Origin of the sequence: Cellulomonas sp. zg-ZUI22 (genome assembly GCF_017353535.1) — a bacterium.
Classification (GTDB): domain Bacteria; phylum Actinomycetota; class Actinomycetes; order Actinomycetales; family Cellulomonadaceae; genus Cellulomonas; species Cellulomonas wangleii.
In genome coordinates this window covers 167,808-181,699 of sequence record NZ_JAFMUZ010000003.1, presented here as the reverse complement: position 1 = coordinate 181,699, position 13,892 = coordinate 167,808, and the positions used below count along the sequence as shown (strand labels likewise).

General features: G+C 74.2%; 12 protein-coding genes. 8 read left to right on the top strand and 4 right to left on the bottom strand.

Features of this window, described 5'->3' with window-relative positions; translation table 11 throughout:
- Positions 1-28: 28 nt before the first annotated feature.
- Genes J1G43_RS12140 through J1G43_RS12130 form a run of 3 tightly spaced genes read right to left on the bottom strand, consistent with a single transcriptional unit; the run spans position 29 to position 3,245 of the window.
- The gene (locus J1G43_RS12140; protein WP_207378519.1) at positions 29-1,417 is read right to left on the bottom strand and encodes an FAD-binding oxidoreductase; all 1,389 of its coding nucleotides are present in this window, start codon (positions 1,415-1,417) and stop codon (positions 29-31) included.
- Positions 1,402-2,778 (bottom strand): aspartate aminotransferase family protein, encoded by a 1,377-nt coding sequence (locus tag J1G43_RS12135; protein WP_207341412.1) that lies wholly within the window; start codon positions 2,776-2,778, stop codon positions 1,402-1,404. The genes J1G43_RS12140 and J1G43_RS12135 overlap by 16 nt, the downstream gene beginning before the upstream one ends.
- Positions 2,775-3,245: an Lrp/AsnC family transcriptional regulator gene (locus J1G43_RS12130; protein WP_207341411.1), complete on the bottom strand. Its 471-nt coding sequence runs from the start codon at positions 3,243-3,245 to the stop codon at positions 2,775-2,777. Before J1G43_RS12130 ends, J1G43_RS12135 begins: the two co-directional genes overlap by 4 nt.
- Before the next feature lie 209 nt (positions 3,246-3,454).
- On the opposite strand from J1G43_RS12130, the gene J1G43_RS12125 reads away from it, so the two are divergent.
- The 8 genes from J1G43_RS12125 to J1G43_RS12090 all read left to right on the top strand — a co-directional run bounded on the left by J1G43_RS12125 (position 3,455) and on the right by J1G43_RS12090 (position 12,920).
- A complete protein-coding gene (locus tag J1G43_RS12125; protein ID WP_207378518.1) occupies positions 3,455-4,897 on the top strand; it encodes a gamma-aminobutyraldehyde dehydrogenase in 1,443 nt (480 codons plus the stop codon).
- A 249-nt stretch (positions 4,898-5,146) separates the two neighbouring features.
- A complete protein-coding gene (locus tag J1G43_RS12120) occupies positions 5,147-6,355 on the top strand; it encodes a spermidine/putrescine ABC transporter substrate-binding protein (protein ID WP_207378517.1) in 1,209 nt (402 codons plus the stop codon).
- Positions 6,356-6,359: 4 nt separating this feature from the next.
- Positions 6,360-7,538: an ABC transporter ATP-binding protein gene (locus tag J1G43_RS12115; RefSeq protein WP_207341408.1), complete on the top strand. Its 1,179-nt coding sequence runs from the start codon at positions 6,360-6,362 to the stop codon at positions 7,536-7,538.
- Positions 7,535-8,461 (top strand): ABC transporter permease, encoded by a 927-nt coding sequence (locus tag J1G43_RS12110; protein WP_307859572.1) that lies wholly within the window; start codon positions 7,535-7,537, stop codon positions 8,459-8,461. Before J1G43_RS12115 ends, J1G43_RS12110 begins: the two co-directional genes overlap by 4 nt.
- Positions 8,458-9,243: an ABC transporter permease gene (locus J1G43_RS12105; RefSeq protein WP_207370717.1), complete on the top strand. Its 786-nt coding sequence runs from the start codon at positions 8,458-8,460 to the stop codon at positions 9,241-9,243. The genes J1G43_RS12110 and J1G43_RS12105 overlap by 4 nt, the downstream gene beginning before the upstream one ends.
- A gap of 120 nt (positions 9,244-9,363) precedes the next feature.
- Positions 9,364-10,677: an RIP metalloprotease gene (locus J1G43_RS12100; RefSeq protein WP_207341406.1), complete on the top strand. Its 1,314-nt coding sequence runs from the start codon at positions 9,364-9,366 to the stop codon at positions 10,675-10,677.
- Between the two features lie 137 nt (positions 10,678-10,814).
- Positions 10,815-11,951, top strand: a complete 1,137-nt coding sequence (gene ispG / locus J1G43_RS12095; protein ID WP_207341500.1) for a flavodoxin-dependent (E)-4-hydroxy-3-methylbut-2-enyl-diphosphate synthase — start codon at positions 10,815-10,817, stop codon at positions 11,949-11,951.
- A gap of 66 nt (positions 11,952-12,017) precedes the next feature.
- Positions 12,018-12,920, top strand: coding sequence for a DUF4081 domain-containing GNAT family N-acetyltransferase (locus J1G43_RS12090; RefSeq protein ID WP_207341405.1), 903 nt, complete (start codon positions 12,018-12,020; stop codon positions 12,918-12,920).
- 53 nt (positions 12,921-12,973) lie between these two features.
- Here the strand turns inward: J1G43_RS12090 and J1G43_RS12085 are convergent, their stop codons facing one another.
- Positions 12,974-13,864 carry an Fpg/Nei family DNA glycosylase gene (locus J1G43_RS12085; protein WP_207341404.1) on the bottom strand — a complete coding sequence of 297 codons (891 nt, stop codon included), beginning with the start codon at positions 13,862-13,864 and terminating at the stop codon, positions 12,974-12,976.
- Positions 13,865-13,892 lie beyond the last annotated feature (28 nt).

Sequence of the window (13,892 nt, the reverse complement as noted above, 5' to 3'; positions counted from 1 at the left end):
CACGGCCCCGCCGGCACCGATCGGCGCGTCAGCCGCCCGTGACGCGGGCGAGCAGCCCGCCGGTCCGTCCCGCGCGGCCGGTGCGCCGCTCGGCCCGGTCCGCCCGGCGCGCGGCCCAGCGCGCCGCGGTGATGCCGGCCCACCGCAGGGGCTCGGGCTCCCAGGGTGGCGAGCGGTGCCCCACCCAGGGCAGCCGCGTCAGCGGCGACTCCGCACCGGTGACGAGGTCGGCGAGCGTGCGCCCGGCGAGGTTCGCCGTCGCGACGCCGTCGCCGACGTAGCCCCCGGCCCACCCGATCCCGGTCGCGGTGTCCAGGCCGACGGACGGGTGCCAGTCGCGGGGCACGCCCAGCGGCCCGCCCCAGGAGTGCGTCACCGCGTGGCCGGCCACCGACGGGAACAGGTCGACGAGCGCCCGCCGCAGGTGGGCGTGGACGCGCGGTGCGTGCTCGTGGGCGGGCTCCACGGTGGACCCGACGTGGTACGGGGCGCCCCGGCCGCCGAACGCCAGGCGGTCGTCCGCGGTCCGCTGCCCGTACACCAGCAGGTGGCGGGCGTCGGTGAACGTCTGCCCCTGCTCGAGGCCGATCTGCGACCACACGTCCGCCGGCAGCGGCGCGGTGGCGATCATCAGGGAGTACACCGGCGCCAGCGCGCGGCGCGTGTCCGGCAGCGTCGCGGTCCACCCCTCGGTCGCGCGCACGACCCACCGGCACCGGGCCGTGCCCCGGTCGGTGACGACGGCCCGTGGCGCGATGCGCAGCGCGCGGGTGCCCTCCGCGATGCGGGCGCCCCGCTGCTCGACGACCCGGGCGAGGCCGTGCACGAGGCGCGCCGGCTGCACGCGTGCGCAGTCGGGCGTCCAGGCGCCGCCCAGCACGTCCGTGGCCCGCACGTGCGTGGCCACGCCCTGCGGGTCGAGCAGGTGCAGCTCGTCGCCCCAGCGGCCGGCCTCGGTGACGTCGGCGGCCACCCGGTCCAGCTGAGCGGCGCCGCGTGCCAGCGTCACCGTGCCGCCGTACCGGAAGTCGCAGTCGATCTGCTCGGCGGCGGTCACACCGCCCACCTCGACGACCGTGTCGCGCATCGCGGCGCGCATCGCGCGCGCCGCGTCCGGGCCGTACCGGCGCGCGAGGGCGTCTCCCCCCACGGGGAACAGCGCCGAGCACCAGCCGCCGTTGCGCCCGCTCGCGCCGAACCCGGCGGTGTGCGCGTCGAGCACCAGCACGTCGAGCGACGGGTCGGCCTCCAGCAGGTAGTAGGCCGTCCAGAGGCCGGTGTACCCGGCGCCCACGACGACGACGTCCGCGGTGGTGTCACCGTCCAGCGGCGGGCGTGGGCGGCCGGCGGCGGGGTCGTCGGCGACGACCTGCTCCCACCACAGCGAGACGTCCGCGAGCGTCACAGCCGGGCCCACGCCTGCGTGAGCACGTCGCGCAGGATCTGCTCGATCTCGTCGAACTGCACCGGCCCGCAGGTCAGGGGAGGTGCGAGCTGGACGACCGGGTCGCCGCGGTCGTCGGCGCGGCAGTACAGGCCCGCCTCGTACAGCGCCGGGGTGAGGAACCCGCGCAGCAGCCGCTCGGACTCCTCGTCGTCGAACGTCTCCCGCGTCGCGCGGTCCTTGACGAGCTCGATGCCGTAGAAGAACCCCTCCCCGCGCACGTCGCCGACGATCGGCAGGTCCAGCAGCCGCTCGAGGGTGCGGCGCAGCACCGGTGCCTCGCGGCGCACGTGGTCGACGACGCCCTCGGCCTCGAACAGGTCGAGGTTCGCCATCGCGACCGCCGCGGACACCGGGTGGCCGCCGAACGTGTACCCGTGCGCGAAGCTCGCCGTCCCGGCCGCGAACGGCTCGAACACCCGGTCCGACACGATGCACGCGCCGATGGGGGAGTAGCCCGAGGTCATGCCCTTGGCGCACGTGATCATGTCCGGCACGTAGCCGAGGTCGGTGCACGCGAACATCCCGCCGATGCGGCCGAACGCGCAGATCACCTCGTCGGACACGAGCAGGACGTCGTGCTCGTCGCAGATCTCGCGCACGCGCTCGAGGTAGCCGGGCGGCGGGGGGAAGCACCCGCCGGCGTTCTGCACCGGCTCGAGGAACACGGCGGCCACCGTGTCGGGGCCCTCGAACTCGATGGCCTCCGCGATACGGTCCGCCGCCCAGCGCCCGAACGCCTTGGGGTCGTCCCGCAGGTGCTCCGGTGCCCGGTAGGCGTTGGTGTTGGGCACCTTGTGCGCGCCCGGGACCAGCGGCTCGAAGGGTGCCCGCAGGTCGGGCAGGCCCGTGATCGCCAGGGCGCCGTGCGTCGTGCCGTGGTAGGCGATCGCCCGCGAGACCACCTTGTGCTTGCCGGGCCTGCCCCGCAGGCGCCAGTAGTTCTTCGCCAGCTTCCACGCGGTCTCGACCGCCTCGCCCCCGCCCGTGGTGAAGAAGACCCGGTTGAGGTCGCCCGGTGCGTACGACGCCAGCCGCTCGGCGAGGTCGATCGCCTGCGGGTGGGCGTAGGACCACACGGGGAAGTACGCGAGCTCGCGCGCCTGCGCCGCCGCCGCGGCGGCGAGCTCCTCCCGGCCGTGGCCGAGCTGCACGACGAAGAGCCCGGACAGCCCGTCGATCAGCCGGTGCCCCTCGGCGTCCCAGACATGGTGCCCCTCGCCCCGCACGATCGTCGGGACGCCCGCTTCCCACGCGCTCTGCCGGGTGAAGTGGCCCCACAGGTGGCTGCGCGCGGCCGTCTGCCGGTCGGTGCCGAGCGGCGTGGTGCTCATCGCGTCCCCCAGTTGTAGAGCTGCTTGTGCAGGCGCAGGTACACGAACGTCTCGGTGCTGCGGACGCCGGGCAGCGCGCGCACGGCGTCGTTGAGCACGGTGAGCAGGTGCTCGTCGTCCTCGCAGACGACCTCGACCAGCACGTCGAACGACCCCGCGGTGACGACGACGTAGTCGACCTCCGGGATGGCCGCGACCCGCTCGGCGAGCTCGTTGAGGTCCCCGTCGGCCCGGATGCCGATCATCGCCTGCCGGCGGAAGCCGACCTGCAGGGGGTCGGTCACCGCGACGATCTGGATGACGCCCTGCTCCTGCAGGCGCTGCACCCGCTGGCGGACGGCCGCCTCGGACAGCCCCACGGCCCTGCCGATGGTGGCGTACGGCCGTCGGCCGTCCTCCTGGAGCTGTTCGATGATGCCCTTCGCCGCCGCGTCCAGCGCGACGGCGGTGCGGTCCCGCTGCGTCATGCCCCGATCGTGGCGCGGACGACAGCGCCGCCGCAAGGGATTCCGTCGGTGCGGCCCGGCTGATGCGACGGATCCGTCGCCGAGCGTGGTCGAGACCGCGGATCTCGGGCACCCGGCGTCGGTTGCCCTACCGTGCGGGCGTCACCCGCACTAGCCTCGCCGCACCGCACGCCACGCCGGCCGCCCTGCGGGGCGTCAGGAGGACGACCGTGACCGACACCCCGACGCTCGAGCTCACCAACGTCGTCGACGGCCGGGACGTCCCGGCGCGCGACGGGTCCACCACCGCGGTGGTGGACCCCAGCACGGGCCGGTCGTACGGCACGGCGCCGCTCAGCGGCCCCGAGGACGTCGACGCGGCGTACGCCGCCGCCGACCGCGCCGCCGCCGGGTGGGCACGCACGACGCCGGCCGAGCGGCAGGCCGCGCTGCTCGCGCTGGCCGACCTCGTCGACGCGCACGCCGACGAGCTGGTGGCCGCGGAGTCGCGCAACACCGGCAAGCCGCTGCACCTGACGGTGACCGACGAGGTCCCGCCGTGCGTCGACCAGCTGCGGTTCTTCGCGGGGGCGGCGCGGGTGCTGCCCGGACTGGCGGCCGGCGAGTACCTCGAGGGGCACACGTCCTGGCTGCGCCGCGAGCCCGTCGGCGTGGTCGGGCAGGTCACGCCGTGGAACTACCCGCTGATGATGGCGGTGTGGAAGATCGCGCCCGCGCTCGCGGCGGGCAACACGGTCGTCCTCAAGCCGTCCGACACCACCCCGGTCACCACGGTGCGGCTGGCGCAGCTCGCGGCGCAGGTGCTGCCGCCCGGCGTGCTCAACGTCGTGTGCGGCGACCGCGGGACCGGTCGCGCCGTGGTCGCCCACCCGCGCCCGGACATGGTGGCCATCACCGGGTCGGTCCGTGCCGGGCGGGAGGTCGCGCGGGCGGCCGCGGACGGCCTCAAGCGGGTCCACCTCGAGCTCGGGGGCAACGCCCCGGTCGTCGTGCTCGACGACGCTGACCTCGAGGCCGCGGCGGAGGGCATCGCGGACGCGGCCTGCTACAACGCCGGCCAGGACTGCACGGCCGCGTCCCGCGTCCTGGTGCACGCGGACGTGCACGACGAGCTCGTGGCCGCGCTCGCGCAGGCGGCGCGCACCCGGCGCACGGGCGCGCCCGACGACCCGGAGGTGGCCTTCGGGCCCCTGAACAACGAGCGGCAGCTGGCGCGGGTCACCGGGCTGCTGGACCGCCTGCCGGGGCACGCCACCGTGGTGTCGGGGGGCGGGCGGCCCCCCGGCGACGGCTGGTTCCTCGAGGCGACCGTCGTCGACGGCCTCCACCAGGAGGACGAGATCGTGCAGGAGGAGGTCTTCGGCCCGGTCGTCACGGTCCAGACGTTCACCGACGAGGACGAGGCGGTGCGGCTGGCGAACGACGTCCGCTACGGGCTCGCGTCCTCGGTGTGGACCCGGGACCACGCGCGGGCGCTGCGGACGTCCCGCGCGCTGGACTTCGGGGTCGTCTGGGTCAACACGCACCTGCCGTTCGTGGCCGAGATGCCGCACGGCGGCTTCAAGCACTCGGGGTACGGCAAGGACCTGTCACTGCTCGGCCTCGAGGACTACACCCGGGTGAAGCACGTGATGTCCGCGTTCGGCGCGTAGGCACCCCCGCGCCGGGCCGTACCCGGACGAACAGGGACGAGTCCGACCCGTGGTCAGGCCTGTCACGGGCGCACGTCGCGCTCGTAGCATGTGCGCGCCGTCGGGCACGACGGGTGTTCTCGGTCGCGGATGTTCCGACGGTGGAAACTTTTCGTTGCCAACAGCGCTCGTCGCGACGGATTCCTTGTGCGTGCACCTGCGGGTGCGCCACCATCCACGCAGGCCGGGGGCGGCCGCGAGAGGAGCGAGATGAGCAGCGGTCGACGTGAGCTCCCGGGGGACCCCCGTGTACGCGAGCTGGTGCGGCAGGCCGGCGGGGTGTCCCGGCGCAGGTTCCTCGCCGGCGCGGCGGGCGCCGCCGGTGCGGGCGCGCTGCTCGCCGCCTGCGGGACCGCCGGCTCGACCCAGGCGGGGGAGGACGGCGGCGGCGCCGGGGGCGCGCTGCGGTGGGCCAACTGGACGCAGTACCTCGACCAGGACGAGGCGGGCACGAGCTTCCCGACGCTCGCGGCGTTCGAGGAGCAGTCCGGCATCGCCGTCGACTACGCGGAGGACGTCGAGGACAACGACTCGTTCTACGGGAAGGTCTCGCGCCAGCTCGAGAACGGCCAGGACATCGGCTACGACGTCGTGACCCTCACCGACTGGATGACGGCCCGCTGGATCCGTCAGGAGTACGTGGCCGAGCTCGACAAGTCACGGATCCCCAACGCCGCCAACATCCTGCCGAACCTCGCCGGGGTCGACTTCGACGACGGCCGCCGGTTCTCCCTGACGTGGCAGTCGGGCTTCGCCGGGATCGCCTGGGACACCCAGGCGATCCCGGACGGGCTGCGGTCGGTGTCGGACCTGTGGGACCCGCGCTACAAGGGCCGCGTCGAGGTGCTGTCGGAGATGCGCGACACCATCGGGCTGATCATGCTCGAGAACGGCACGGACCCGTCGGGCGGGTGGAGCACGGACGACTGGTTCGACGCGCTCGACGTGGTGCAGCGCCACCTCGACGACGGGCAGATCCGTCAGGTCCGGGGCAACTCCTACGTGCAGGACCTGGCCTCGGGCGACGCGGTGGCGTGCATCGCGTGGTCGGGTGACATCACGTCGTTGAACTACGAGTACGACGGGCGGTTCGCGTTCGCCATCCCCGAGGCCGGGGGCACGCTGTGGAGCGACAACCTCATGGTCCCGCACGCGTCGCCGCGCAGGGCGCAGGCCGAGGAGCTGTTCGACTACTACTACGACCCGCAGGTCGCCGCAGAGGTGGCCGCCTGGGTCAACTACATCACGCCGGTGCAGGGCGCCCAGGAGGCGATGGTGGGCATCGACCCCGCGCTCGCGGAGGACCCCATGATCTTCCCGACGGACGAGATCCTGTCCCAGGTGCGCGTGTTCCGGACGCTCACCCCCGCGGAGGAGGAGCGCTACAACGGGCAGTTCCTCACCGCGATCGGGGCCTGAGAGCGTGACCGCGGTCGGCACGGACGACCCGACGGTCGAGCGCACGGCGGCCGCGGGCGCCGCGCTGGAGATCGACGGCGTCAGCCGGCGGTTCGGCGAGTTCCTCGCGGTGGACGACCTCACCCTGGCGGTCCCGTCCGGAACCTTCTTCGCGCTGCTCGGGCCGTCCGGCTGCGGGAAGACGACCACGCTGCGGATGGTCGCCGGGCTGGAGCGGCCCTCGGCGGGCACCGTGCGCCTGGCCGGGCAGGACGTGACGGACGTGCCGGCGCACCGCCGCCCGGTCAACACCGTGTTCCAGTCCTACGCGCTCTTCCCCCACCTCGACGTGCTCGAGAACGTGGCGTTCGGGCTCCGTCGGCGCCGGGCCCGCGACGTGCGGGCGCGGGCGCTCGAGGCGCTCGAGCTCGTCGAGCTCGCGCACCTCGCCGACCGACGTCCGACGCAGCTGTCCGGCGGGCAGCAGCAGCGGGTGGCCCTCGCCCGGGCCGTGGTCAACCGGCCGGCGCTGCTCCTGCTGGACGAGCCGCTGGGCGCGCTCGACCTGAAGCTGCGGCGGCGGATGCAGCTGGAGCTCAAGCGCATCCAGGCCGAGGTCGGCATCACGTTCGTCCACGTGACGCACGACCAGGAGGAGGCCATGACGATGGCCGACACCGTCGCGGTGATGAACCGGGGCCGCGTCGAGCAGGTCGGGGCGCCGGCAGAGCTCTACGAGCACCCACGGACCGCCTTCGTCGCCAACTTCCTGGGGCAGTCGAACCTGGTGCCGGGCACGGTGGTCGAGGTGCTCGACGGCGGGCGGGTGCTGGGCGTCGACGTCACCGGCGCCCGGCTGCGCGTGCCGGCCGCCCGCAACGTCGCGGCGGGCCCCCGCGTGCTGGTCGGCGTGCGCCCGGAGAAGATCCGGCTGGTCGCGGCGGACGAGCAGGTCGCCGCGGGGCAGGACGTCCTGCGGGGCGGCACCGTGGTCGACGCGTCGTTCACCGGCGTCAGCACCCAGTACCAGGTGGACGTCGGCGGCCTGGCCACGTTCGGCGTCTTCGCCCAGAACGCCGGCGGGGCCACGGTGCACCCGCCCGGCACCCCGGTGGCCCTGACGTGGGACCCGGTCTTCGCCTTCGCCCTCGACGGGGACGAGGAGCCCGCCGCCGGCACGGTCGACCTGGACGACGAGCCGTGAGCGCGGCAGCGGCGCTGGCGCGGCCCCGCGCCCCGACCGTCCCCGGAGGGCCGCCGCCGGCACCGGCGGGCGGCCGCGGCGCACGTCGGCTCCTGCTGCCGGGCGTGCTGTACCTCGCCGTGTTCTTCGTGCTGCCCGTCGGCACCCTGCTCGCGACGTCCCTGTACGCGCCCGTGCCCGGTGGCGAGCTGGGGCAGTACACGCCCGCCCTGCGGTGGCAGAACTACCCCGAGGCGCTCGGTGCGTTCTGGCCCCAGCTGCTCCGCTCGTTCGCGTTCGCGGGTGCCGCGACCGTGGCGGCCCTCCTCGTCGGGTACCCGATGGCCTACGTCATCGCCGTCCGGGCCCGTGGGCGCCGGACCCTGCAGGGACTGCTCGTGGTCCTGGTGGTGGCGCCGTTCTTCACGAGCTTCATCCTGCGGACCATCGCGTGGAAGCAGATCCTCGCGGACGGGGGAGCGGTGGTCGGCGCGCTGCGGTGGTTGCACGTCCTGCCGCCCGACGGCCGCGTGTCCGCCACGTCGGCCGCGGTCGTCGTGGGACTCACGTACTCCTTCCTGCCCTTCATGGTCCTGCCGCTGTTCGCCGCGCTCGAGCGTCTGGACCCCCGGCTGCTGGAGGCAGGGGCCGACCTGTACGCGACACCCGCGACGACGTTCCGCCGGGTGACGCTCCCGCTGTCCATGCCGGGCGTCGTCGCCGGCACGCTGCTGACGTTCATCCCGGCCGTCGGGGACTACGTCAACTCCTCGCTCCTGGGCAACAGCACGACGACCGTCATGATCGGCCAGGTCGTGGACGGCCGGTTCTTCCGGCTGCTCGACTACCCGACCGCGGCGGTGCTGTCGGTCGTCCTCATGGTCGCGATCCTCGTGCTCGTCACGGCGTACGTGCGGCGCGCCGGCACCGAGGACCTCGTGTGAGCCGGCGGGGGATCGGCGGTGCGGTCGTCCCGACGTTCGCCGCGCTCGGGTTCCTGTTCCTGCTCGTGCCGGTGGCGTACACCGTGCTGTTCTCGTTCAACGACGGCGGCAAGACCAACCTCGTGTGGCGCGGCTTCACGCTCGACGCGTGGCGGAACCCCTGTGGCGCGCCGCGTGTCTGCTCGGCGCTGGTCGGGTCCCTGCAGGTCGGTGTCGTCTCGACGGTCGTCGCGACGACGCTGGGCACGCTCCTGGCCATCGGCCTGGTGCGCGCCCGGTTCCGCGGCCGCCCGGCGGTCGACCTGCTGGTCTTCCTGCCCATGGCCACGCCGGAGGTCGTCCTCGGGGCCGCGCTCGTCTCGCAGTTCCTGTCCCTGCGCCTGCCGCTCGGGTTCGGCACCGTGGTGCTGGCGCACGTGATGTTCTGCCTGAGCTTCGTGGTCGTGGCCGTCAAGGCCCGCGTGTCGACGCTCGACCCGGCGCTCGAGCAGGCGGCGGCGGACCTGTACGCCACCCCCTGGCAGGCGTTCTGGCGCGTCACGTTCCCGCTGCTGCTGCCCGGGATCGGGGCGGCTGCCCTGCTGGCCTTCAGCCTCAGCTTCGACGACTTCATCGTCACGAACTTCACGTCGGGCGGGTTCACGACGTTCCCGAAGTTCGTCTACGTGTCGGCGACCCGGGGCATCCCCCCGCAGGCCAACGTCATCAGCTCCGCGATGTTCGTCCTGGCCCTGCTCGTCGTGCTGGTCGTGCAGGTGGTCGCACGGGCGCGTCGGCGCTGAGCGCTTCGCCGCCCGGGGGACCGGCGCCCCTGTTCACAGGCGGACCGGGGATGATGTCCTGCGGCGGACGTACGCTGTCCGCGCACGCAGGGCCGACCGCGGCCCGCAGGAGGGGGTGTCGTGGAGACCGTCGTCGGGGTGCTCGTCTTCGTCGTCGTGCTGCTCGGCTCGATCGCGCTGCACGAGGTGGGGCACATGGTGCCCGCCAAGCGGTTCGGTGTGCGCGTCAGCCAGTACATGGTCGGGTTCGGCCCCACGCTGTGGTCCCGCACGCGCGGTGAGACCGAGTACGGGATCAAGGCCCTGCCGCTCGGTGGGTACGTCCGGCTCATCGGCATGTACCCGCCGGACGAGGCGGTCGGGGCGCGGGCACCGCGCACCTGGTGGCAGCGCCTGGCCGCCGACGCGCGCGCGGCCAGCGCCGGGGAGATCCGCCCGGGCGAGGACCACCGCGCCTTCTACCGGCTGTCGACGCCCAGGAAGCTCGTCGTCATGCTCGGCGGTCCGGTGATGAACCTCCTCATCGCCGTGGTCCTGCTGCTCGTCGCGTACGTCGGCATCGGCATGCCTGTGCCCGGCACCACGGTCGAGAGCGTCTCGGAGTGCATCGTCGCCGCCGACGCCCCGGCCGGCACCGCGTGCGCCGCGGACGACCCGCCGGCGCCCGCGGCGGCAGCCGGCGTGCGGCCCGGGGACCGCCTCGTGTCGTTCGACGGCGTCGAGGTGACCTCGTGGGCCCAGGTCAGCGCCCTCATCCGGGACGCCGGTGACCGGACGGTCCCGCTGGTCGTCGAGCGGGACGGCCGCCAGGTCGACCTGACGGCCACGCCCGTGGTCGCGGAGCGTCCCGTGGTCGACGACGACGGCTTCGCGGTGACCGACGACGCGGGCGAGGTGCTGACCCGTGAGGTCGGGTTCCTCGGGCTCTCACCGGCGTCGGTGATCCAGCGCCAGTCGGTCGGCGAGGCGCTGTCCGTCGCCGCGTCCGGGACGTGGCAGACCATGCAGGTGGTCGTGACGCTCCCGCAGCGCGTGGTGGACCTCGTCACCACCACCGCCACGGGCGGTGAGCGCGACCAGACGTCGATCGTCGGCCCCGTGGGCGTGGGCCGGTTCGCCGGCGAGATCGCGGCGATGGACACGGAGCCGGTCGCGGTGCGGGCCGCGGGCCTGCTGTCGACCCTCGCGATGCTCAACCTCGCGCTGTTCGTGTTCAACCTGCTGCCGCTGCCGCCGCTGGACGGTGGGCACGTGGTCACCGCGCTGTGGGAGGGCGCACGGCGTCAGGTGGCGCGCCTGCGCGGCACGGCCCGACCGCGCCCGTCCGACTCCGCACGCCTCGTGCCGCTGGCGTACACGGTCTTCGTCGTCCTGGGCGGCGTCGGTCTGCTGCTGGTGTACCTCGACATCGTGGACCCCGTCCGGATCGGTTGACCCGGTGCGGCAGGCGTCACGGTCGTGGACGTCCGGTGACGGCTCGGTGAGCATGCGTGTGACGCACCTCGCCCTGCGCCGACGCGGGCGCGACGGGGTGGGATGATGGGGAGGTGAGCACCCCGATCAGCCTCGGCATGCCGCAGGCCCCCGTACCCGTGCTGGCCCCGCGGCGCCCCACCCGCAAGATCCGCGTCGGCAAGGTCGAGGTCGGCGGCGACGCCCCGGTCTCGGTGCAGTCGATGACGACGACGCCGACGACCGACATCAACCGCACGCTGCAGCAGATCGCGGAGCTGACGGCCTCGGGCTGCGACATCGTGCGGGTCGCCGTGCCCAGCCAGGACGACGCGGACGCGCTGCCCGCGATCGCGCGCAAGTCGCAGATCCCCGTGATCGCCGACATCCACTTCCAGCCGAAGTACGTCTTCGCCGCGATCGACGCCGGCTGCGCGGCCGTGCGCGTCAACCCCGGCAACATCCGCAAGTTCGACGACCAGGTCAAGGAGATCGCGCAGGCGGCCACCGACGCCGGGGTCTCGATCCGGATCGGCGTCAACGCCGGCTCGCTGGACCCGCGGCTGCTCGCCAAGTACGGCAAGGCGACGCCCGAGGCGCTCGTCGAGTCCGCCGTCTGGGAGGCGTCGCTGTTCGAGGAGCACGGGTTCCGTGACTTCAAGATCAGCGTCAAGCACAACGACCCCGTCGTCATGGTCCGCGCGTACGAGCTGCTGTCCGAGCGCGGTGACTGGCCCCTGCACCTCGGCGTCACCGAGGCCGGGCCGGCGTTCCAGGGCACGATCAAGTCCGCCACCGCTTTCGGCGCGCTGCTCAGCAAGGGCATCGGCGACACCATCCGCGTGTCGCTGTCGGCCCCGCCGGTCGAGGAGGTGAAGGTCGGCATCCAGATCCTGCAGTCGCTCAACCTGCGCCCGCGCAAGCTGGAGATCGTCTCGTGCCCGTCGTGCGGCCGCGCGCAGGTCGACGTCTACACGCTGGCCGAGAAGGTCACCGCGGGCCTCGAGGGCATGGAGGTGCCGCTGCGCGTCGCCGTCATGGGCTGCGTCGTCAACGGCCCGGGTGAGGCGCGCGAGGCCGACCTCGGTGTCGCGTCCGGCAACGGCAAGGGGCAGATCTTCGTCAAGGGCGAGGTCATCAAGACGGTGCCCGAGTCGATGATCGTCGAGACGCTCATCGAGGAGGCCATGCGCCTGGCCGAGACGATGGACCCCGTCGAGGCGGGCACGGGCGCCCCCGTCGTCAGCGTCGGCTGAGTGACCGGCGCGCATCGCGCCGTCGCACGGGCGACAGCCGCGTGTGACCTGGGGCACAATCAGGACATGGTGCTGCCGCCGGCGACGACGCTCTCGGGACGCACCGGCGCGGCCGTCCTCGGCGACGGTGACGTGCCGGCCGCCCTGGCGGTCTGCGCGACGGACCCCGTCGGGTCGGTGCTCGCCGCCAGCCGGCTCGAGCACGCGGCGACCGTGGGTGTGCGGCGCGCCGGCGGCGAGCTGTGGGGCTACGCCGAGGACGACGTCCTGCTGGCGGTCTGCTGGGTCGGCGCCAACCTCGTCCCGGTCGTGGGGACCGCCGACGCGGCGGTCCACGCGCGGGCGACGGCGGCGTTCGCCGAGCTCGGCGCCACCCGCGGGCGCCGCTGCTCGTCGATCGTCGGCCCGGCGCCGACGGTGCTGGACCTGTGGGGCCGGCTGCGCGGGACGTGGCCCGTGGAGCGGGAGGTGCGGGCGCACCAGCCCTCGATGGTGCTCGACACGGAGCCGGTCATCGCGTCGGACCCGCGCGTGCGCCGCTCCCGCCCCGACGAGTACGACATGGTGCTGCCCGCGTGCATCCGCATGTTCACCGAGGAGGTCGGGTACTCCCCGGCCAGCGGGCCCGGCGGTCCGTACGAGACGCGCGTGCGCCGGCTCATCGAGGAGGGGCGGTCCTTCGTCCTGGTCGACCGCGCGGGCGGCTGGCGCCGACCGCGGGTCGTGTTCAAGGCCGAGGTGCCGGCCGTGGCCGGCGGCGTCGCCCAGGTGCAGGGCGTGTGGGTCGACCCCGAGCGCCGCGGCGAGCGGCTCTCCGAGAGCGGGATGGCCGCGGTCGTCCGCGCGACGCGCGCCGACGTCGCTCCCGTCGTCTCCCTGTACGTCAACGGCTACAACACCCGGGCGGTGCGGGCCTACGAGGCCGTCGGCTTCCGCGAGGTGGGCGCGTACGCCACCGTGCTGTTCTGACGCCGAGGCCCGCCCGTCCACCGGGCCGAGCGCCCGGCGCGCGCCGCGACGGGTCAGCGCAGCAGCCGGGACAGCCGCCGGTCCGCGAGCGGCTTGCCGCCCGTCTGGCACGTGGGGCAGTACTGCAGCGAGGAGTCCGCGAACGACACCTCGTGGACCGTGTCGCCGCACGGGGTGCCGTCCCAGCCCGGGCACGGCTCACCGGTGCGCCCGTGCACGCGCATGCCGCGGCGCTTGGCGTCCTTCAGCTCGGCGGCGGGGCGCCCCGAGGCGGTCGCGACCGCCTCCGTGAGGACCTCACGGATCGCGGTGTGCAACGTGCGGGTGCGGGCCTCGTCGTAGGAGCGGGTCGGGGCGAACGGGCTGGTGCGGGCCACCAGCAGGATCTCGTCGGAGTAGGCGTTGCCGATGCCGGCGATCGTGCCCTGGTCCCGCAGCAGGCCCTTGACCTGCTGGTTGCGTGCCGCGAGCAGCTCGCCCAGCCGCTCGGGCGTGAACGCGTCCGAGAGCGGCTCGACCCCGAGCGTCGCGACTGCCGGCACGTCGCGGGGGTCGGCCACGACGTGCACCGCCAGCCGCTTGCGCGTCCCCGCCTCGGTCAGGTCGAAGCCTGACCCGTCGTCGAACCCCACGCGCAGCGCGATCGGTGACTTCCCGGGCCGCGCAGGGCGCTCCGGCAGCGCGTCGTACCAGCGGACCCAGCCCGCACGGGCGAGGTGCCACACCAGGTGCAGCGGACCGTCCGTGGGGGAGTCCACCGCGGTGTCCAGCCACTTGCCGTGCCGTGCCACGTCCGTCACCCGTCCGCCGCGCAGCGCCGCCGGGGCGGGGCGGAACGTCTTCAGCGCGCTGATCGCGGCGACCTCGACGCGGGTCACGGTGCGGCCGACCGTCCGCTCGCGCAGGTGCTGCGCGAGCGCCTCGACCTCGGGCAGCTCCGGCACGGGGTCATCCTCGCACCGGTGCCCGCCT